At 67.8% G+C, this 18,323-nt stretch carries 22 protein-coding genes; 15 read left to right on the top strand and 7 right to left on the bottom strand.

Annotated elements, in window-relative coordinates:
* Positions 1 to 154: 154 nt before the first annotated feature.
* The 4 genes from C7T96_RS06730 (at position 155) to C7T96_RS06715 (ending at position 2,357) form a co-directional block, all read left to right on the top strand.
* Positions 155 to 994, top strand: coding sequence for an urease accessory protein UreD (locus C7T96_RS06730; RefSeq protein WP_106570394.1), 840 nt, complete (start codon positions 155 to 157; stop codon positions 992 to 994).
* 118 nt (positions 995 to 1,112) lie between these two features.
* On the top strand, positions 1,113 to 1,466 hold the full coding sequence (locus C7T96_RS06725; RefSeq protein WP_106570535.1) for an urease subunit gamma: 354 nt from the start codon (positions 1,113 to 1,115) through the stop codon (positions 1,464 to 1,466).
* The gene (locus C7T96_RS06720) at positions 1,463 to 2,047 is read left to right on the top strand and encodes a HupE/UreJ family protein (RefSeq protein WP_245414079.1); all 585 of its coding nucleotides are present in this window, start codon (positions 1,463 to 1,465) and stop codon (positions 2,045 to 2,047) included. Before C7T96_RS06725 ends, C7T96_RS06720 begins: the two co-directional genes overlap by 4 nt.
* 4 nt (positions 2,048 to 2,051) lie before the next feature.
* The gene (locus C7T96_RS06715; RefSeq protein WP_106570392.1) at positions 2,052 to 2,357 is read left to right on the top strand and encodes an urease subunit beta; all 306 of its coding nucleotides are present in this window, start codon (positions 2,052 to 2,054) and stop codon (positions 2,355 to 2,357) included.
* A gap of 40 nt (positions 2,358 to 2,397) precedes the next feature.
* On the opposite strand, the gene C7T96_RS06710 is transcribed toward C7T96_RS06715, so the two are convergent.
* Positions 2,398 to 2,886: a hypothetical protein gene (locus tag C7T96_RS06710; RefSeq protein WP_106570391.1), complete on the bottom strand. Its 489-nt coding sequence runs from the start codon at positions 2,884 to 2,886 to the stop codon at positions 2,398 to 2,400.
* Between the two features lie 98 nt (positions 2,887 to 2,984).
* Between C7T96_RS06710 and C7T96_RS06705 the strand changes: the two genes are divergently transcribed.
* The 10 genes from C7T96_RS06705 to C7T96_RS06660 all read left to right on the top strand — a co-directional run bounded on the left by C7T96_RS06705 (position 2,985) and on the right by C7T96_RS06660 (position 10,272).
* Positions 2,985 to 3,380: a hypothetical protein gene (locus tag C7T96_RS06705; protein ID WP_199190423.1), complete on the top strand. Its 396-nt coding sequence runs from the start codon at positions 2,985 to 2,987 to the stop codon at positions 3,378 to 3,380.
* Between the two features lie 4 nt (positions 3,381 to 3,384).
* Complete coding sequence (ureC, locus tag C7T96_RS06700) at positions 3,385 to 5,097, top strand: urease subunit alpha (protein WP_106570390.1); 1,713 nt, start codon at positions 3,385 to 3,387, stop codon at positions 5,095 to 5,097.
* A gap of 294 nt (positions 5,098 to 5,391) precedes the next feature.
* Positions 5,392 to 5,937 (top strand): peroxiredoxin, encoded by a 546-nt coding sequence (locus tag C7T96_RS06695; protein WP_106570533.1) that lies wholly within the window; start codon positions 5,392 to 5,394, stop codon positions 5,935 to 5,937.
* Between the two features lie 148 nt (positions 5,938 to 6,085).
* Entirely contained in the window at positions 6,086 to 6,679 is a 594-nt protein-coding gene (locus tag C7T96_RS06690; protein WP_106570389.1) for a hypothetical protein, read from the top strand.
* Positions 6,680 to 6,733: 54 nt separating this feature from the next.
* The gene (locus C7T96_RS06685; protein ID WP_106570388.1) at positions 6,734 to 7,336 is read left to right on the top strand and encodes a glutathione S-transferase family protein; all 603 of its coding nucleotides are present in this window, start codon (positions 6,734 to 6,736) and stop codon (positions 7,334 to 7,336) included.
* Positions 7,336 to 7,842, top strand: coding sequence for an urease accessory protein UreE (locus tag C7T96_RS06680; RefSeq protein ID WP_106570387.1), 507 nt, complete (start codon positions 7,336 to 7,338; stop codon positions 7,840 to 7,842). The genes C7T96_RS06685 and C7T96_RS06680 overlap by 1 nt, the downstream gene beginning before the upstream one ends.
* 69 nt (positions 7,843 to 7,911) lie before the next feature.
* Complete coding sequence (locus C7T96_RS06675; RefSeq protein ID WP_106570386.1) at positions 7,912 to 8,193, top strand: YrhK family protein; 282 nt, start codon at positions 7,912 to 7,914, stop codon at positions 8,191 to 8,193.
* Positions 8,190 to 8,846 (top strand): urease accessory protein UreF, encoded by a 657-nt coding sequence (locus C7T96_RS06670; RefSeq protein WP_238719790.1) that lies wholly within the window; start codon positions 8,190 to 8,192, stop codon positions 8,844 to 8,846. Before C7T96_RS06675 ends, C7T96_RS06670 begins: the two co-directional genes overlap by 4 nt.
* On the top strand, positions 8,843 to 9,505 hold the full coding sequence (gene ureG / locus C7T96_RS06665; protein ID WP_106570385.1) for an urease accessory protein UreG: 663 nt from the start codon (positions 8,843 to 8,845) through the stop codon (positions 9,503 to 9,505). The genes C7T96_RS06670 and ureG overlap by 4 nt, the downstream gene beginning before the upstream one ends.
* Entirely contained in the window at positions 9,502 to 10,272 is a 771-nt protein-coding gene (locus C7T96_RS06660) for a class II aldolase and adducin N-terminal domain-containing protein (protein ID WP_106570384.1), read from the top strand. The genes ureG and C7T96_RS06660 overlap by 4 nt, the downstream gene beginning before the upstream one ends.
* Before the next feature lie 48 nt (positions 10,273 to 10,320).
* Here the strand turns inward: C7T96_RS06660 and C7T96_RS06655 are convergent, their stop codons facing one another.
* Both C7T96_RS06655 and lysM read right to left on the bottom strand, forming a co-directional pair.
* Positions 10,321 to 10,941: an alpha-ketoglutarate-dependent dioxygenase AlkB gene (locus tag C7T96_RS06655; protein ID WP_106570383.1), complete on the bottom strand. Its 621-nt coding sequence runs from the start codon at positions 10,939 to 10,941 to the stop codon at positions 10,321 to 10,323.
* 90 nt (positions 10,942 to 11,031) lie between these two features.
* Positions 11,032 to 11,547 carry a peptidoglycan-binding protein LysM gene (gene lysM, locus C7T96_RS06650; protein WP_106570382.1) on the bottom strand — a complete coding sequence of 172 codons (516 nt, stop codon included), beginning with the start codon at positions 11,545 to 11,547 and terminating at the stop codon, positions 11,032 to 11,034.
* A gap of 384 nt (positions 11,548 to 11,931) precedes the next feature.
* On the opposite strand from lysM, the gene C7T96_RS06645 reads away from it, so the two are divergent.
* Positions 11,932 to 15,339: a caspase family protein gene (locus C7T96_RS06645; protein ID WP_158264315.1), complete on the top strand. Its 3,408-nt coding sequence runs from the start codon at positions 11,932 to 11,934 to the stop codon at positions 15,337 to 15,339.
* Positions 15,340 to 15,357: 18 nt separating this feature from the next.
* On the opposite strand, the gene maiA is transcribed toward C7T96_RS06645, so the two are convergent.
* From maiA to modB, 4 genes are all read right to left on the bottom strand, one after another.
* Positions 15,358 to 16,002, bottom strand: coding sequence for a maleylacetoacetate isomerase (gene maiA / locus C7T96_RS06640; RefSeq protein WP_106570380.1), 645 nt, complete (start codon positions 16,000 to 16,002; stop codon positions 15,358 to 15,360).
* A gap of 95 nt (positions 16,003 to 16,097) precedes the next feature.
* Positions 16,098 to 16,439, bottom strand: coding sequence for a LysR family transcriptional regulator (locus C7T96_RS06635; RefSeq protein WP_106570379.1), 342 nt, complete (start codon positions 16,437 to 16,439; stop codon positions 16,098 to 16,100).
* An 83-nt stretch (positions 16,440 to 16,522) separates the two neighbouring features.
* Positions 16,523 to 17,623, bottom strand: a complete 1,101-nt coding sequence (gene modC, locus C7T96_RS06630) for a molybdenum ABC transporter ATP-binding protein (RefSeq protein ID WP_106570378.1) — start codon at positions 17,621 to 17,623, stop codon at positions 16,523 to 16,525.
* The gene (gene modB, locus C7T96_RS06625) at positions 17,620 to 18,321 is read right to left on the bottom strand and encodes a molybdate ABC transporter permease subunit (RefSeq protein ID WP_106570377.1); all 702 of its coding nucleotides are present in this window, start codon (positions 18,319 to 18,321) and stop codon (positions 17,620 to 17,622) included. The genes modC and modB overlap by 4 nt, the downstream gene beginning before the upstream one ends.
* Between the last annotated feature and the right edge of the window lie 2 nt (positions 18,322 to 18,323).

The raw sequence follows: 18,323 nt of genomic DNA, 5'->3' as shown, positions 1-18,323 counted from the left end.
ATCCCTCTGCATGGCGAACATGCGCCCTTGCTGCGTGTTCTAGACGCTTACACTTCCCGCCACAATAAGGCGACGGGCGCTTTGCTCCGGCCTCGTGGCGCCGCTCGACAATTCACCACCATCCGCTAAGCTCGACGGTCGCGGAGCCGCAGTGATGGACGTTTTGATCGACACGCCGGCCGATTGCCTGCCCCAGCGCGCCGACGGGCATGCGCGGCTCGTCGTTCAGCACGCGGCCGCGCGCACGTGCCTGCGCGACCTGCACCAGGCCGGCGCGGCCAAAATCCGCCTGCCCAGGCGCGCGGCGGACCCGCTGGAAGCGGTGTTGATCAACACGGCCGGCGGCCTGACAGGCGGCGACCGCCTCGCCTGGTCGATCGAGGCCGGCCCCGAAACGGCGCTGTCGGTGACGAGCCAGGCCTGCGAAAAGATCTACCGCAGCGGCGGCGACGTCGCCCGGATCGCCTGCACGATCCGGGCCGGCGCAGGCAGCCGCATCGCATGGCTGCCGCAGGAGACGATCCTGTTCGACCACTCCGCGCTCACGCGAGAAATCGATATCGAGCTCGACGGCGACGCGCAGGGCTTGTTCGTGGAAGCGACGCTGTTCGGCCGTCTGGCGATGGGCGAGCGCATCGGCGGCGCGCTCATGCGGGATCGCTGGCGCGTCCGCAGCCAGGGCCGCCTCGTCCATGCGGAGGATTTCGCGCTGGACGGCGCGGTTGGCAGCCTGATCGCGCATCCTTGCGCGCTCAATGGCGGCCTGGCGATGGCGACGGTGCTCAAGATTGGCGGCGCGCCCCAGCGGTCGCTCTCGGCCGCGCGCGCGATCGTCGCCGAAGATGGCGGGGTCAGCGCCTGGCAAGTGGCCGGAACTGGCAAGCTTCTTGCCAGGATTGTCGCAGCGGACGGCTACGCGCTCAGAAAACGGCTGGTGCCGCTGATCGGTTTGCTCAACGAAGAAGCGGGAGTGCCGAAATTTTGGTCATTTTGATGCGCGAAATCCATCGATGGGCCGGCCGGCGTCGCGGCGGGGCCGATGCGCGACCATTCCGGCAACCGGGGGCGATCGGCGCGGCGGCCATGCAGCGATCTTGCCCGGAACGACGCCCATGCATCTGACGCCGCGGGAAAAGGACAAGCTCATGATCGCCATGGCGGCCATGGTGGCGCGGCGGCGCCTGGAACGCGGCGTCAAGCTCAACCATCCCGAAGCCGTCGCGCTGATCAGCGATTTCCTCGTCGAAGGCGCCCGCGACGGCCGCCCGGTCGCCGAGCTGATGGAAGCCGGCGCGCATGTCGTGACCCGCGACCAGGTGATGGAGGGCGTGGCCGACATGATCCACGACGTGCAGGTCGAGGCGACCTTTCCCGACGGCGTGAAGCTGGTCACCGTGCACGAGCCGATCCGCGCGCGCCCCCCCGACGCAACCCCGACATCCCCACAGGAAGGAAGGTCCCCGTGAAGCGAACCGCCGTTATGATTGCCGCGTCGATCCTCGCGGCCTCCGCAACGCCCGCCCTTGCCCATTCCGGGCCGGATGTGCACGGCGCGTTCGCCGCCGGGTTCGCGCACCCGTTTTCGGGCGCGGACCATGCGTTGGCGATGGTCGCGACCGGGGTATGGGCGGCCTCGCTCGGCGGACGGGCGCTCTGGCAACTGCCACTGGCTTTCATCACCATCATGGTCGCCGGGTTCTTGCTGGCGCACGCGGGAACGGCGCTGCCTTTCGTGGAACCCGTCATCCTGGCATCCGTCGTTGCCATCGGCCTCCTTGCGGCGCTGGCGCTGCCGGTACCGGTTCGCGGCGCCGCCGCCCTGGTCGGGTTGTTCGCGCTGTTTCACGGCCACGCGCACGGCGCGGAGCTTGGCAGTTCCGCCGGTTACGCCGTGGGGTTCGTCGCGGCGACCGCGCTGCTTCTGGCCGCGGGCGGCGCGCTCGTCCAGGCGGGCGGGCGTCTGCTTCGTCGGGCGCCGCACCCGATCGCGCGCGGCGCGGGAGCCGCCGCCGCGCTCGGCGGTCTGTGGCTGGCACTGGCGGGCTAGCGCGATGATTCCCGGTCAGATCATCACCGTCGAAGGCGAGATCGAGCTCAACGCGGGCGCCCCGAGCGTGACGCTCAAGGTCGCCAATAGCGGCGACCGTCCGGTCCAGGTCGGCAGCCACTATCATTTTTTCGAGGCCAATGCCGGGCTGGTGTTCGACCGCGAGGCCGCCCGCGGCATGCGCCTCGACATTCCCGCCGGCACCGCGGTGCGCTTCGAGCCGGGCCAGGAGCGCGACGTGACGCTGGTCCCGCTCGGCGGCGCGCGCCGGGTCTACGGGTTCCGGCAAATGGTGATGGGAAAATTGTGAGATGACAGGCCCGAAAACCCGCCGATCGGCCGCGCCGCCTCTATCGGGCGGGTTTCGCGGCGGCGAAGACGGTGGCGCCGTTCTGGTCGTCGAACTCGACCGCAAGCACGTCCCTGACCATTACCGAGCGCGAATCGATGGCGTGGTAAAGCATGGCGTTGCCTTCGATCTCGCGGCGCAGATCGGCAATCTCCTCGGCATATTCCTCAAGCTTGCTGTCGATCTCGCCCGGCGCCTTGTTGTCGGCCGCATCGGGAAGAAAGACGATGTCGATGCGCTCCAGATTGAACTTGTGACGCACTTCCCGCGCGCTTTGCGCCGTGTTTTCGATCGCCTTGACGATGCGCTCCGGCGCGGCGGCGGCCTGTTGTTCTTCTTCAACGACATCGGAGCCGACAATCGAATCGATCGCCTTCTCGCTGTCGAGCCCCTGGGCGGCCAGCGGCGTTACCGACATCGCGGCGGCTATGAGCAGCGCGCCGACAGCCAGGTGAAGTGCTCCCGCCTCGCCGTCCATCGTATCAACCATCACCTGATCTCTCCTTACCGCTCAAATCTGGCGCGCACGCGACCCGATTGTCCGAACGCGGCACGCGTCATTGTCGTTCCCAATCCGTCGAGAATGTGATGTCGAGCCGGCTCTTTCCCGATTTTCGTGTTTTGTGGCTCGATCCCGGCGGTCTTCCGCCTGATTTCGCCACCCCGACCGTGCGGCATTGCTGCACGCAAATGACAAACGCCCTCGAAAATGGCTGCGCCGAACACGCCGACGATCCGTTCACCTGTCCCGATATGCTGATCGCCTATAGCGCAGTCTTCGACGAATACGGCCTGATCGTGCACGACGGCGGCGCCTCCACCGTCCTGATCGGCCACTGCCCCTGGTGCGGGACCAGACTGCCCGAAAGCCAGCGCGACCGCTGGTTCGACGCGCTCGAGGCGCTGGGCTTCGACGACCCGCTCGTCGACCCGATCCCCGCGCGTTATCGGAGCGCCGCCTGGCGGCAGGACGGGGAGGAATAAGACAATGCCGGCAAGACTCTCGCGGTCCGCCTATGCGCAGATGTTCGGCCCCACGCTCGGCGACAGGATAAGGCTGGCCGACACGGAGCTTTTCATCGAGATCGAGAAGGATTTCACCGTCTATGGCGAGGAGGTGAAGTTCGGCGGCGGCAAGGTGGTGCGCGACGGCATGGGCCAGAGCCAGGCAAGCCGCGCCGAGGGTGCGGTCGACACCGTCATCACCAATGCGGTGATCGTCGACGCGAGCGGCATCGTCAAGGCCGATATCGGGCTGAGAAACGGGCGCATCGCGGCAATCGGCAAGGCCGGCAATCCCGACACGCAGGCAGGCGTCGACATCGTCATCGGTCCCGGCACCGAGGCGATCGCCGGCGAAGGCCGGATCGTGACGGCAGGCGGTTTCGACGCCCATATTCATTTCATCTGTCCGCAGCAGATCGAGGAAGCGCTGATGGCGGGCGTGACGACCATGCTCGGCGGCGGGACAGGTCCCGCCCACGGCACGCTCGCCACCACCTGCACGCCGGGCCCCTGGCATATCGGCCGCATGATCCAGTCCTTCGACGCCTTCCCGATGAATATCGGCCTGGCGGCCAAGGGCAACGCATCCCTGCCCGCGGCGCTGCACGAAATGGTGCTGGGCGGCGCCTGCGCGCTGAAGCTGCACGAGGATTGGGGCACGACGCCGGCCGCCATCGACACCTGCCTGCGGGTGGCCGACGACCATGATGTTCAGGTGATGATCCATACCGACACGCTGAACGAGTCCGGCTTCGTGGAAACCACGATCGACGCCTTCAAGGGGCGTACGATCCACGCCTACCACACCGAAGGCGCCGGCGGCGGCCACGCGCCCGACATCATCAAGATCTGCGGGCTCGCCAACGTGATCCCGTCTTCGACCAATCCGACCCGGCCCTACACCGTCAACACCATCGCCGAGCATCTCGACATGCTGATGGTCTGTCATCACCTGTCGCCGACGATTCCGGAAGATATCGCCTTCGCCGAAAGCCGCATCCGCAAGGAGACCATCGCGGCGGAGGACATCTTGCACGATCTCGGCGCGTTTTCGATCATCTCGTCGGACAGCCAGGCGATGGGCCGGGTCGGCGAGGTGCTGATCCGCACCTGGCAGACCGCCGACAAGATGAAACGCCAACGCGGCCGGCTGGCCGAGGAAACCGGCGACAACGACAATCTGCGCGTGCGCCGCTACATCGCCAAATACACCATCAACCCGGCGATCGCGCAGGGCATGGCGGCCGAAATCGGCTCGGTGACGGCCGGCAAGCGCGCCGATCTCGTGCTCTGGAATCCGGCCTTTTTCGGCGTCAAACCGGAGATGGTGCTGGTTGGCGGCATGATCGCGGCCGCCCCGATGGGCGACCCCAACGCCTCGATCCCGACCCCGCAGCCGGTGCATATGCGGCCGATGTTCGCCGCCTTCGGCCGCGCCCCGGCGGCCTCGTCGGTCACCTTCGTTTCAAAGGCCGCGCTGGCGGCGGGGCTCAAAGACGCGCTCGGCGTCGACAAGGCGATGGTCGCCGTCGACAACACCCGCGGCGGGATCGGCAAGCAGGCGATGGTGCTCAACGACGCGACCCCGACCGTCGAGGTCGATCCGGAAACCTACGACGTGCGCGCCGACGGCGAGCTGCTGACCTGCGAACCGGCGAGCGTGCTGCCGATGGCGCAGCGCTATTTTTTGTTTTAGACCAGCTTGCGCCCCACGGCGCGACGTAGCGAGGCGCCGGAAGGCGTCCTGGCCCAACTCGACCGACAGGGCGGTCCCGTCGCGATCGTCTCCGCCATGACGATGCCCTTGCGCTCCCGACCGGCTGCAACGGTTTGCCGCGCTGCGAAGGGCTTCACTTCGCCGGTGCAACATGATCTATCCCCGAGAGTTTCCGGTCACCCTCCTCCCGGCAGCCGGAAATCCCAAAACGTCCCGTGCGATGCCGCCTGGTTCCTCTCGGGCGCCGCCGGACATTGCTTGAAGGAGTTGCAGATGACCGTCAAAAAAGTGCCCGATGTCACCTTCCGCACCCGCGTGCGCGACGAGACGATCGAGGGTCCCAACCCGTTCCGCTGGGAAGACAAGACCAGCGCCGACTATTTCGCCGGCAAGCGCGTGGTGCTGTTCTCGCTGCCCGGCGCCTTCACGCCGACCTGCTCGACCTACCAGCTTCCCGATTTCGAGAAGCTCTACGACGAGTTCAAGGCCCTCGGCATCGACGCGATCTACTGCATCTCCGTCAACGACGCCTTCGTCATGAACGCCTGGGGCAAGACGCAGGGGCTGAAGAATGTCGAGCTCATTCCCGACGGCTCGGGCGAGTTCACGCGCAAGATGGGCATGCTGGTGGCCAAGGACAATCTCGGCTTCGGCATGCGTTCCTGGCGCTACGGCGCCGTCGTCAATGACGGCGTTGTCGAGAAATGGTTCGAGGAGGAAGGCTTCTCCGACAATTGCGAGACCGACCCCTACGGCGCGTCCTCGCCGCAGACCATCCTCGAGGCGCTGAAAAAGGACAAGGTTGCCGAAGCGGCCTGATCCTTCGCGATCGTCGATCGAGCGAACCCCGGCCGCCCGCGCGCGCCGGGGTTTGTTTTTGCGCGAAAAATCCGCGCATAGTGGCGCGACCGGCCGTTCCATCGAATGCGGGAGTTGGCCGCCGCCTTGACGAACGGACGCGAGGACGATGGAAACGGACGCGGTTTCTTCAACCCAGATCTATCCGCATATCCGCATCGTGATGGGCATGGTCGTGGGCCTGGCGGTCGCGCGGCTTTTGTCGGGCGTGGCGCGCATCATCCAGCATCCGCGCCAATATCCGCTCTATCCCGTCCACCTGGCCTGGGTCGCGTCGCTGCTGTTGATGCTGGTGCATTTCTGGTGGTGGGAATACGGGCTGTTCAAGGTCGAGAGCTGGACCTTCGGGGTCTATCTCTTCATCATATCCTACGCGGTCGTTTTGTTTTTGCTGTGCGCGCTGCTGTTTCCCGATTCGATGTGGGACTACCAAAGTTACGAAGAGTTCTTCCTGGCCCGCCGGGCCTGGTTCTTCGGCCTGTTGGCGTCGACCTACCTGCTCGACATTGTCGACACGCTGTTGAAGGGTACGGCGCATTTCGCCCGTTTCGGCAACGAGTACATGGTGCGCACGGTGCTGTTCGTCATCCTGTGCATCGTGGCGGTGTCGACGAGAAATCGCGTCTTTCACGCCGCCTTCGTTGCGTTTGCGCTGATCTACCAGATATCGTGGATCTGGCGCCTGTTCGACACACCGGGATAGGGCACCGCACCGAACACCAAGACGCGGCCGGGCCGCGGCGGAGGACGACAAATCATGTATCAGGCCGTCGGATCGCGCGGATCGCGGGTCAGCCGCGTGTTGTGGATGCTGGAAGAGCTCGGCCAGCCCTACGAGTTCGTCGAGGTCAAGATCCGCTCGCCCGAAGCCTTTGCGCTCAACCCGTCCGGCAAGGTGCCGATGCTGGTCGACGGCGAGACGGTGGTGACGGATTCGGCGGCGATCTGCTGCTATCTCGCCGAAAAACACGCCGACAAGGGCATGGGGCCGGAGCCGGGCCTGGCCGGCCGGGCCGAGCTGGACGGCTGGATGTTCTTTCTGCAATCGGAGCTCGAGGCGCCGTTGTGGAACAAGCTGCGCCACCGCTTCCTGCTGCCGGAGACGCTGCGCGCCGATGTCGGCCCGGCGACGGCACATGATTTCGCCGCCGAGATCGCGGCGCTCGACCGGCGTCTTGCGGACCGCGACTACGCGCTCGGCGACCGTTTTTCCGCCGTCGACGTGATGCTGGGCGATATCGGCGCCTGGGCCCGCGGCGCCAAATTCGCGATCGCCTCCGATCGGGTCAACGCCTATCTCGACCGTGTGCTGGCGCGTCCGGCGCGCGCGCGCGCCCAGGCCGCCGGCGGCGGATCCTGATGCTTCGGGCGAGCCATTTCCGGCGCGCCGCCGACATCGCCGCCGATTCGGCGCGGCCGGTTCCCTTCGACCTGGCGGTGCTTGCGCATGACGAGCGCCACCTGCGCCGCAAGACTGTCGCGCTCGCCCATGGCGACAGGATACTGGTCGACTTTCCCGAGACGGTCGTTTTGGAGCACCGCGACGTGCTGGTGCTGGACGACGGCCGCCATGCCGAAATCATCGCCGCCGAGGAGGCGCTCTACGATATCCGGGGCCGCGACCGGCTGCATCTGAGCGAGCTTGCCTGGCATATCGGCAACCGGCACCTCGCCGCGCAGATCGAGGCGCACAGGATCGTCATTGTGCGCGACCATGTCATCCGCGCGATGCTGGAAGGGCTGGGGGCCCAAGTGTCCGAGATCAGCGCGCCGTTCAGCCCGCTGCGCGGCGCCTATTCGGGACACGGGCACAGCCATGCGCACGAACCGGCCGGGCCTGGCCGGCGCGAAGAGGGCCATGGCTGAACGCCTCGTTGCGGCAGCGTTTGACGGTGGCAACGGGCACGAGGAATGCCACAGGGAGAACCGACCGCCGTGACCCTTTTCGACCCCGCCAACCGAAGCCGCTCCGAACGCCATCGCCGGCTCTACGCCGTCTACGAACTCGGCTACACATGCGTCGACTTTTCGGCCGCGATGCTTTTCCTGGTCGGGTCGGTGCTGTTTTTCTATCCCTCCGTGGAAACCGTCGCGATCTGGTTCTTCGTGGTCGGATCGGCGTTTTTCGGCCTGAAACCGACGATCCGGCTCGTCCGCGAGCTCCATTATCTCAGGATCGGCGACCTCGACGATCTGGATGCGGCGGCGAAACGGTGACGCGCGATCTGCTGCGGCTGCAGGCCTGGCTGTCGCCGAGCTTTCCGGTCGGGTCGTTCAGCTACAGCCATGGGCTCGAAAGCGCGGTTGCGGCCGGGATGGCCGCCGACAAGGACGCGTTGCGCGACTGGATCGAGATGGTCCTGCGACGCGGGTCGGGCTGGAACGACGCGGTGTTGTTTTGCGAGGCCTGGCGGCGGACCGGGGATGGCGGCGACCTCGCCGAAATCAACGCGCTCGCCGAGGCGCTGGCCGGTTCGAAGGAACGCCATCTGGAATCGACCTTGCAGGGCGCGGCGTTTCGCGATGCGGTGACCGCCTGGTCCTGTCCGGCGCTCGACGCTTTGCCCGAAACCTGCGCCTATTGCGTCGCCGTCGCCGCTGCGGCGCGCGACCACGACATTGCCTGCCAAGCGGCCGTCGCCGCCTTCCTGCAGGCCTTCGCCTCCAACCTGCTGCAGGCGGCGATCCGTCTCGGCGTCATCGGCCAGACGGCGGGCGTGGCGCTACTCGCCGACCTGGAGGAGACCGTCACCGACACGGCGCGCCGCGCCGCGACATCGAGCCTTGACGATCTCGGCTCGCTGACGATCATGGCGGAGATCGCCGCGATGCGGCACGAAACGCATTATTCGAGGCTGTTCCGCTCATGACACAAACGCATGGACCGCTGCGCGTGGGGATCGGCGGGCCGGTCGGCGCCGGCAAGACCACGCTGACGGAAAAATTGTGCAAGGCGATGCGCGCGGAGTTCTCGATCGGCGTGGTTACCAACGACATCTACACCACCGAGGACGCGCAGATGCTGGCGCGCCTGCAGGCGATCTCCGAAGACCGGATCGTCGGGGTCGAAACCGGTGGCTGCCCGCACACCGCGATCCGCGAGGACGCCTCGATCAATCTGCAGGCAATCGCCGGCCTGAGCCGCAAGTTCCCCGATCTCGACATCGTGTTCATCGAATCGGGTGGCGACAACCTGGCTGCCACCTTCTCGCCGGATCTCGCCGATCTCACGCTCTACGTGATTTCGGTGTGCCAGGGCGGCGACATTCCGCGCAAGGGCGGTCCGGGCATCACGCGCTCGGACTATCTCGTCATCAACAAGGCCGATCTCGCGCCGCACGTCAATGTCGATCTGGGCGCGATGGAGGCCGACGCGGCGCGCATGCGCAGCGGCAAACCCTATGGTTTCACCGATCTGTCGCGCGGCGACGGCGTCGCGGCGATTGTCGACTTCATCGTCGAGACCGGCGGCCTGCGCGGCGTAGCGCCCGCGCAGGCCGAGCCGGACCGAACGGGAGCCACGCCATGAGCGTCGTTGCGACCGCCCGATCGACGGGCGCGACCCTGCCCTTCGCCGAGGAACGGGCCGATCTGGCCGCCGCCTTCCGCTGGACGGCCCGGCTCGGCATGCACGAGGCGGTCGCAAACCATTTCTCGCTGGCGCTCGATCCTTCCGGCCGTCGTTTCCTGATCAATCCCAACATGATGCATTTTTCCCGTATCAAGGCGAGCGACCTGATCGAGCTCGACGCCGAGGACCCCGACACGATGCGGCGTCCGGACGCGCCGGACCCGACGGCGTGGGGCCTGCACGGCGCGCTGCATCGCGACTGCCCCCACGCGCGCTGCGTCATGCATGTGCACTCCGTCCATGCGACCGTGCTCGCCTCGCTCGCCGATTCGACCCTGCCGCCGATCGACCAGACCTCGGCGATGTTTTTCGAGCGCGTGGTGGTGGACGAGCAGTATGGCGGGCTCGCCTTCGCCGAGGAGGGCGCACGGTGCGCCACGCTTCTCGACGATCCCAAGGTCAAGGTGATGGTGATGGGCAATCACGGGGTGCTGGTGATCGGCGACACGGTCGCGGAAACCTTCGACCGGCTCTATTATTTCGAACGCGCCTGCGAAACCTACATCAAGGCGCTGTGGACCGGAAAGACGCTGCGTCGGCTGCCCGACACGGTGGCGCGCAAGGTGGCCGCGCAGATGGACGCCTATCCGGTCGCCGCCGCCCGGCGCCATCTCGACGAGTTGAAGGCGATCCTCGACGAGGAGGGCTCGACCTACCGGAACTGAGCGCTCCCGACGGCGCCCGCCGCCGTTTCGGTCCACGGCGCAACGCCGCTACGGTTTCGGCCTGGTCACGCGGCGCAGGGTCAAATTGATGCGCCCCGGCTGCCTCAGCAAGTCCGATGTGCCGGGATAGATACGGTCGACACCGTGATAGCAAAGCCGTCCCGCGCCGCCGAGCACGACGAGATCGCCGCTTTCCAGCCTGATCGAAACGGTGCGCCCGCCGCGTTGGGTGCCGCCGACCCGAAACAGGCAGGCATCGCCGAGCGAGATCGACAACACGGGCGCGGCGAATTCATCTTCGTCGCGATCCTGATGCAGTCCCATCCTGGCGCCGGGCGCGTAAAAATTCACCAGGCAGGCCTCGGGCGGATGCGGGTAGCCGGAAAGCGCGTTCCAGATCGCGGTGAGAAGCGGCGGGATCGACGGCCACGGTCGACCCGTTGCGGGATGGGTGGGCTGGTAGCGATAGCCGCCGTCGCGATCCGTCACCCAGCCAAGCGCGCCGCAATTGGTCATGCGCACGCTCAGCGGCTTGCCGGTTCGCGGCATCGCGGGCGTATAGAGCGGCGCCTCGGCGACAACGGCGCGAATATCGTCCACCAGCGCGGCCTGGTCGGCGGGCGTGAGATAATTGGCGACGTGGCGCACGCCGGACGGCAGTTCCGTCATCGCGGCCTCCCCGGGTCTTCCCAAACGCAAAACGGCGGAAACCGTGTTCCGCCGCTTCGCGACTGGCAACCCGAAACCGGCTCGGGCGGTTCAGGCCTCGGCGAGATGCGGAATCCGCAACACCTGGCCGGGATAGATCTTGTCGGGATCCGACAACATCGGCCGGTTGGCCTCGAAGATCACCGTATATTTGGCGCCCTTGCCCTTGCCGTAATGCGCCTCGGCGATCTTCCACAGGTTCTGGCCCTTCTCGACGGTGTGGAAAACCGGGTCCTTGGCCGGCGCGGCGGCGGCCACCAGCTCGGTCATGTCGACACTGTCGAGCTTCAGCCCGGACTCCGGCGCGACCACCTTGAGCTCGCTCGCCTCGACCTTGGAGATGCCAAGCGTGTTGCCGACCGCGATCACCGCCTTTTCGAAGGCGGACTGGTCGGAAACCACGCCCTTCAGCACCACCTTGTCACCCTGGACCTCGACATCGACCTTCTCGGTGCCCAGCTCGTGGGAATCGAGCTCCTTTTTCACCGACCCGGCGTCGGGCGCCTCGTCGTCGCCTCCGATGCCGATTTTCTTGCCGACCGATTTGACGAAGTCGAAGAGTCCCATGGCAGTCTCGCTCCAGTGTGATGATCCAGCCGGAAATTTTGCATCTGGAGACGACAAAGGGAAGACCTCGCGCGCGTTTTGAAACGACTCTCTCGCGATCGGGAGCGGCAGCGATGCGTTTTCCGCGGCCCCTGGTTTCGGTGACACCCGCCATCAGGCGGCTGCTCGTCGACCCCGTTCGCCTCGAAGGCGCGCGCCCGATCTGATCCTCGGGTCTTGACCGCTGGCGGAGCGGAACCGGCCCGGTGCGGACAGGACGGTTGAACCGGACGCGCAAATCGGTCCATTTTCCGCCGGAAGGCAGAGGGGGGAGAAATGCTCGCACGGGGGCCCATTCGATTTCTGACCGCGGCGCTGGCCGCGATGCTCGCCGGACAGGCAGCCATGGCCGCGGAACGCTGCGGCGAACGCGAAGCCCAGGCACGCGACGTCGCCGCCGACATCAACGTGGAGATCGAGGCCGGCGCGGTGATTGCGGCCGGCGATCCGGTCACGGTGCGCTGGTCGCGCGACGGGCGCGCCTTTCCGCAGGGAACCAGCGCCTGGCTTTTCGTCGTCACGATCGACGATGTGCGCTTCGGCGGCGACGGCGTGATCCCGCTGCCGGGCGGAACGCCGGGTCCGCTCGGGGTCGGCTTCGCGCGGAAATGGACGCGCGCGATGGTGCCACTTCAAACACCCGACGCACCGCGAGCCGGCCGGTTCGAGGTCAAGCCGTTCCGCGAAGGCCGGTTCGGCCTGTCCTGGGCGGTGGTCGCGATGTCGGAATGCGGCGAATGGCAATTGACGGAAACCGGGACGCACAGGCTCGAGGTCGAGGCGCAGCGCTACCGGATCGTCGTGCAGGATCTTTACGACTATTCGCGCCCGCGCCGGGTCATCCGGTCCCGCGACGGACGCTACGAATTGCGGGTCTTCGACGGCCACTATCAGGTGTTCGACCGCAAAAGCGGCGGCAAGATCGTCGATCGGCGCGGCAATTGCCCCGATTTCTCGCCGACCGCCCGCTTCGTCGCCGCGCTCGGCGGGGCGCCGGGAGAACCGTGCCACTTCTTCACGGCAGGCAAGAACAAACCCAAATTCGAAGTCGTCGACCTGGTGTCGGGCGAGCTTGTGGCCGAGCCCGATCCACCGGCTTTGTGGGCCCATGGCGACGCCCTGCTTGTGGTGCCGCCGAAATGGTGGAAGATGCTGCAGCCGCCCGGCCACGTGATCAGCCTGCTGCGCGACGGACCCGGGGGCGGGCTTCCCGTCAAGCTGATCGAACTGCAGGACACCGATGCCGTCGGCCTCGATATCGCCAATGGCTATCTCCTGCGCACGCAGGCCGGCACGGACGACCCCGAAGCGATCCAGGCAGTCTACGGGCTGGCCACGGCGGGGCCCGTCGGCGCAAGCGCGGATGGGCGCGCTGACGCCGAACCCCATGTCGAGGCGCTGACGGCGGAAATCCGCCGGCGCAGCGGGCGGCGCCTTGCCGCCAGGCCGCTGGCGGCGGACGCGGCGGTCCTGCCGTCGCATCTCCGTTATATCGACGATCCCGAAGCGGTGTTCGGCGACATCGTCGACAATGTCGACGCGCTCACCGCACGCGCCGTCGCGCATGCCGAGATCGCCGTCGAAAGCACGCCCGATGTCGGCGACGATCCGTTGCTGACCGCATCGCTGCTGCGCGGGGCGACGCCGCTTTCCTTCGACCGCACCGCCGGACGCAGCATCGAGGAGTTGGTGGCGGAACGTCTCGACATGCCGTTCACGACCCAGACCCCGGTCAAAAATCCGCTCGATGCGGTGCGCGCGGCGATCACGCGGATCGACGGGCTGCCCCTGACCGACGACGAAAAGCGCGCGCGGCTCGGCGCGGTCGAGGCGCGGGAGGTCGCGCCGCGCGTGCAGCAATTGCTGCGGGAAATGCCGGAGGCCGAAACGGTCATCACCCAGATGCTCGGCTGCTGGCCTTCCGGCGGCGTGCCCTACGGCGAGCATCTCGCCGGCCTGTGGCGCTTCGAGCAGGCCGGCCGCGTGGCGTGGCTGACCCAAGCGAGCTGCCAGGGCATCGGCACTGTCGGCAATCTGGCGCTCAGCCAGGTCGACCTGTTCGTCCGCGACGACCGCGGCAGCCGCCACTACAATCTGCTGTTCGACCGCCGCTTCTACTGTGCCGGCAATGGCGTGAATTGCGAGATCGTCGAGGCCGATCTCGAAACGGGCCTGGACATATCGGCTCGGGAAACGCGCTACGGCAGGCTCGCCGCGGCAGGCGATCCGGCGCCCGGCGACACGCTCGGCGGCAAGATGAGCCAGGACTTCCACCAGCTGATCGAGTTCGACAGCCTCGAGCCGGCCATGCTCGGCGACCGCCATCTGCTTTTGCCGGTCGGCCGGCAAATGTATGTCGTCGACCTCGCGCGGGAGAGCCTCTCCGGGCCGCTGGCGCTCGCCGGCAATGCGCGCGGGGCGCGCTTTTCGCTGGCACAGAACCGCACCCATTTCATGCAGGTCAACGCCGACGGCGCCTTCGCCGTACACCGGCTGGCAACCGGAGCATCCGTGCTGCAGGGGCGCTATGTCGACGACGAGATCGTGATCTGGGATGCCCAGGGCCGCTATACCGCGACACCGGAAGGAGGACGCTACGTCCAGATGCGCTTCGTCGGCCGCCCCGCGCTCTACAGCCTGTCGCAGATGGCAGCGGTGCTGGAGCAGCCGGACGCGGTGCGTCAGGCGCTTCGCGCCGAGGCCGGGTCGGCGGCTGCTCTCGACCTCGCCGCGCCGCCGCGTCTTGGCGCCGCCGTCGCCGATGAGCCGGCGCAGGCGGGCACGGTCAATGTGGCGGTCGACGCGCGTTCGGCCACCGGTCTGAAGGCGCTGCGCATCTACCGCGACGGCGCGCTGATCGAGACCCTGCCGCTCGAGGGCACCGCCTACGACGGTCGCGTCGCGGTGCCGACAGCGCCCGAAACGCGCTGGATCAGCGTCGTCGCCGTCGATGCGCGCGGGTTCGAAAGCGCGCCGCGCTCGATCTCACTGCCCGCGGTCGACCAAGCCGCACGCGGCCGCCTGTTCGTGCTCGCGGTGGGAACGGACCGTTACGAAGACACGCGCGGCCTGTCCCAGCTCGGCTACGCCGTCGCCGACGCCCGGCGCTTTACGGAAGCGGCACGACAGGCGGCCGGCAGCCGCTACGAGACGGTCGAGATCGTCGGTCCGCTGCTCGACGACGCCACATTGCCGCGCACGCTGGATGCGGCGCTGGCCGATCTGGCCACACGCGCCAGCGCCGGCGATACGGTCTTTGTGTTCTTTGCCGGCCACGGACTGCGCGATGCACAGGGACGGTTCTATCTGGCCGGGCCGGCGACGCGGGTCGACGCGCTCGCCGAAACCGGACTGGCCTGGTCGCAAATCGCCGACCGGCTCGCCGCGATCCGCTCGCGCGTTTTCGTGTTTCTCGACGCCTGCCATTCGGGTAGCGCCAGCCAGGCCACCAATGACGGCGCCGCCGACGCCCTGCTGGAGGCGGGCGGGAGCTCGATCACGGTGATCGCCGCGTCGAAGGGCCGGCAGTTCAGCATCGAGAGCCCCGCCGCCGGCGGCGGCTATTACACCCAGGCGCTGGCGGCGGTGATGGCGGCGCGCGGCGATCCCGGGATTGACCGCGACGGCTCGGGCGAACTGGAACTCGACGAGCTTTATCTCGCGCTCAAGCGCCGCGTGGTCGAGGCCACGGGCGGACGCCAGACGCCGTGGATCGCCCGTTCGCAAAGCGTCGGCAAGGCGCCGCTTTTGTGAGCTTTGGCGGAGAGACCGTCAGCCGGCGTCGCCCTGCGCCTCCGGGCGGGCGGCACGGAAGGCGTCGAGCGCATCGCAGGCATCGGCGATGCGCGTGATGGTGGGATAGGCGTCGAGCGGGCACTCGAAACGACTGGCATTGTAGACCTGCGGCACGAGGAAGGCGTCGGCCAGTGTCGGCGTGTCGGCGAAGGCGAAGCGTCCGGCCAGCCCCGAGGCGACCAGTTGGGCTTCGAGCGCCTCGAAGCCGACGGCGATCCAGTGCCGATACCAGTCGAGCCGGACGTCGTCGCCAAGCTGCAGCGCGCCGGTCAGGTGGTTGAGGACACGCAGATTGTTGAGCGGATGGATGTCGCAGGCGACCGCCGCCATCAGCGCGCGCACATAGGCACGATGCACGGGCGCTTCGGGCAGCAGGGCCGGTTCGGGATATTTTTCCTCGAGATATTCGCAGATCGCGATCGATTGGGTGATGACGCTGCCGTCGTCCTCGAGCGCGGGCACCAGGCCCTGCGGATTGACGGCGCGATAGGCCGAGGAACGGTGTTCGCCGCCATTCCTGGCGAGATGGACATAGGCCGGCTCGAACGCCAGCCCCTTCAGCGCGAGCGCGATCCGCACCCGGTAGGCGGCGGAGGAACGGAAATAGGTGTAGAGTTTCACGGCCGGACGATCCCCGAGGCACGACGCTGCGATCTGGGTCGGTCATTTCCGCGCCGAGGTCAAGCCTTCGAAACCGCCCGGCGGGCCGGACGGCGTCACGCCGCGTCGATTTCGGCCTGCAACGCGCTGATATGGCCGGCGGCGGCGCTGCTGGCGGCTTCTTCGATGGCGCGAAACCGTTTGACCACCGCCAGTCCGACCGGGGTCAGCTCGGCGCCGCCGCCGCGCTTGCCGCCGGTGCGGGCGGCGACCAGGGGCTTGCCGAAGATGCGGTTCATCTCCTCGACCAGATCCCAGGCGCGCTTGTAGGACATCGCCATGTCGCGCGCGGCGGCCGAGATCGAGCCGGAAGCGGCGATGTGTTCCAGGAGCGCGATCTTGCCCGGGCCGATGCGGCCGTCGGGGTCGAGGTCGATCCGCAAACTCAGGGTCGGCATGGGGGCCTCGCGAAACCGGCGTTGCCCCGGTCCTAATCCATGGAGCCGGGCGGGGCAATCCATGCGTCTTGCGCCGAGGCCTCTCAGGTCGTGCGAAACGTCGCCAGGCCGCCGCGATCGAAGCTGACCGACTTGACGACGGCGAAGACCGGACGGCCGGGCGACAGTGCGAGCAGGCGTTCGGACTGGCGCGTGATGCGCGCCACCAGCGTGTGGCCGCCGCAATCTATAAAGGCGTCGACGGCGGCGCCGGCGCGCGGCTCCAGCGTCCTGATCGTGCCCTCGATCACGTTGAGCGCCGACAGACCGCGCGGCCGTTCGGTCGCCACCATCACGTCGCGGGCGCGAATGCGGATCCTGACGCGCTTGCCCGGCTCGGCATCGAGGCGCGGCAGGCGCAGCGCGCCGGCGCCCGTGTCGATGACCGTCAATTCGAACGTCTCGTCATGGCTGGCCACCACGCCGTCGAGCACGGCGCCGCCTTCGCCCTGCTCGTCTTCCGGCAACAGGTCGAGGCGCTGCATGATGGCGTCGGTGGGACCGGCCGCGCGCACCGCGCCGCCGGCCAGCACCACCATGTCGGTCGCCAGGCGCGACACTTCCGCCAGCGCGTGGCTGACATAGAGGATCGGCACCGCCGCCTCGTCGCGCAGCCGCTCGACATAGGGCAGGATCTCGGCCTTGCGCGCCTCGTCGAGCGCGGCCAGCGGTTCGTCCATCAGCAACAGCCGGGGGCTGGCCAGCAGCGCCCGGCCGATCGCCACGCGCTGTCTTTCGCCGCCCGACAACGCGTCCGGCTGCCGCGCCAAAAGCGCGCCGATGCCCAGCAGCTCGACGACGTGGTCGAACCGCGCATAGCGTTCGGCATGCGGGATGTGGCGCTCGCCGTAACGCAGATTCTGGGCGACGCTCATATGCGGAAACAATCGCGCGTCCTGGAACACGTAGCCGATGCGGCGGCGGTGAACGGGCAGGGCGAGGCGGCGCGCAGTATCGACAAGCACGCGCTCGCCGACCGCGACGCGGCCGCGATCGGGACGGACCAGCCCGGCGACGATGTTGACCAGCGTCGTCTTGCCGGATCCGGACGGGCCGAACAGCGCCGTCAGGCGCCCGGCGCTCTCGAAGCGGCAATCGAGCGTGAAGGCGCCCTGGCGATGGGTGACGTCGAGCGAGAACATCACCCCGCACCCGCGCCTCGCCCGGCCCGCCGGGCCAGGAATTCGGAGACGACCAGCGCCGCCATGGCGATCGCCACCGACACCGCGGTGAGCCGCAGCGCGCCGCCCTCGCCGCCCGGCACCTGCAGGAAGGTGTAGATCGCCGACGGCAGCGTCTGGGTCTCGCCGGGAATGTTGGAGACGAAGGTGATGGTGGCGCCGAATTCGCCCATTGCCTTGGCGAAGGCGAGCACCGTGCCGGCAAGGATGCCCGGCAAAATCAGCGGCAGGGTCACGGTCAAAAACACCTGCAGCGGGTTGGCGCCCAGCGTCCCGGCCGCCTGCTCGAGCCGTCGGTCGACGGCCTCGATCGACAGGCGGATGGCCCTGACCATCAACGGAAACCCCATCACCGCAGCGGCCAGCGCCGCGCCCGTCCAGCGAAACGCGAAGACGATGCCGAACTGCTCGGCGAGAAAGGAGCCGAGCGGACCCTGTCGGCCGAAACCCAGCAGAAGCGCGTAGCCGGTGACGACCGGCGGCAGGATCAGCGGCAGATGCACCGCGCCGTTGAGCAGCGCCTTGCCCCAGAAGCGGCCGCGCGCCAGAAGCAGCGCCACCGCGACGCCGAACGGCAGGCTGACCGCCACGGCCCACAGCGCCACCTTGAGCGAGAGGCGCACCGCCGTCCATTCCTGCGGGCCGAGGCCGAGCCAGTCCATTA

This window comes from Nitratireductor sp. StC3, from assembly GCF_003015025.1.
GTDB lineage: Bacteria > Pseudomonadota > Alphaproteobacteria > Rhizobiales > Rhizobiaceae > Mangrovimarina > Mangrovimarina alexandrii.
Note: the sequence above shows the minus strand (reverse complement) of the source record. Positions and strands in the feature narration are given on the sequence as shown.

Bases quoted from the DNA above. Each gene is read 5' to 3' on its own strand.
- C7T96_RS06705 (WP_199190423.1), top strand. From the start codon at position 2,985: ATGTCGAGCCGGCTCTTTCCCGATTTTCGTGTTTTGTGGCTCGATCCC.
- C7T96_RS06690 (WP_106570389.1), top strand. From the start codon at position 6,086: ATGGAAACGGACGCGGTTTCTTCAACCCAGATCTATCCGCATATCCGC.
- C7T96_RS06695 (WP_106570533.1), top strand. From the start codon at position 5,392: ATGACCGTCAAAAAAGTGCCCGATGTCACCTTCCGCACCCGCGTGCGC.
- C7T96_RS06660 (WP_106570384.1), top strand. From the start codon at position 9,502: ATGAGCGTCGTTGCGACCGCCCGATCGACGGGCGCGACCCTGCCCTTC.
- ureC (WP_106570390.1), top strand. From the start codon at position 3,385: ATGCCGGCAAGACTCTCGCGGTCCGCCTATGCGCAGATGTTCGGCCCC.
- ureG (WP_106570385.1), top strand. From the start codon at position 8,843: ATGACACAAACGCATGGACCGCTGCGCGTGGGGATCGGCGGGCCGGTC.
- C7T96_RS06715 (WP_106570392.1), top strand. From the start codon at position 2,052: ATGATTCCCGGTCAGATCATCACCGTCGAAGGCGAGATCGAGCTCAAC.
- C7T96_RS06730 (WP_106570394.1), top strand. From the start codon at position 155: ATGGACGTTTTGATCGACACGCCGGCCGATTGCCTGCCCCAGCGCGCC.
- C7T96_RS06680 (WP_106570387.1), top strand. From the start codon at position 7,336: ATGCTTCGGGCGAGCCATTTCCGGCGCGCCGCCGACATCGCCGCCGAT.
- C7T96_RS06685 (WP_106570388.1), top strand. From the start codon at position 6,734: ATGTATCAGGCCGTCGGATCGCGCGGATCGCGGGTCAGCCGCGTGTTG.
- C7T96_RS06645 (WP_158264315.1), top strand. From the start codon at position 11,932: ATGGCCGCGGAACGCTGCGGCGAACGCGAAGCCCAGGCACGCGACGTC.
- C7T96_RS06710 (WP_106570391.1), bottom strand. From the start codon at position 2,886: ATGGTTGATACGATGGACGGCGAGGCGGGAGCACTTCACCTGGCTGTC.
- C7T96_RS06725 (WP_106570535.1), top strand. From the start codon at position 1,113: ATGCATCTGACGCCGCGGGAAAAGGACAAGCTCATGATCGCCATGGCG.
- lysM (WP_106570382.1), bottom strand. From the start codon at position 11,547: ATGGGACTCTTCGACTTCGTCAAATCGGTCGGCAAGAAAATCGGCATC.
- modB (WP_106570377.1), bottom strand. From the start codon at position 18,321: ATGGACTGGCTCGGCCTCGGCCCGCAGGAATGGACGGCGGTGCGCCTC.
- C7T96_RS06635 (WP_106570379.1), bottom strand. From the start codon at position 16,439: ATGCCGACCCTGAGTTTGCGGATCGACCTCGACCCCGACGGCCGCATC.
- C7T96_RS06655 (WP_106570383.1), bottom strand. From the start codon at position 10,941: ATGACGGAACTGCCGTCCGGCGTGCGCCACGTCGCCAATTATCTCACG.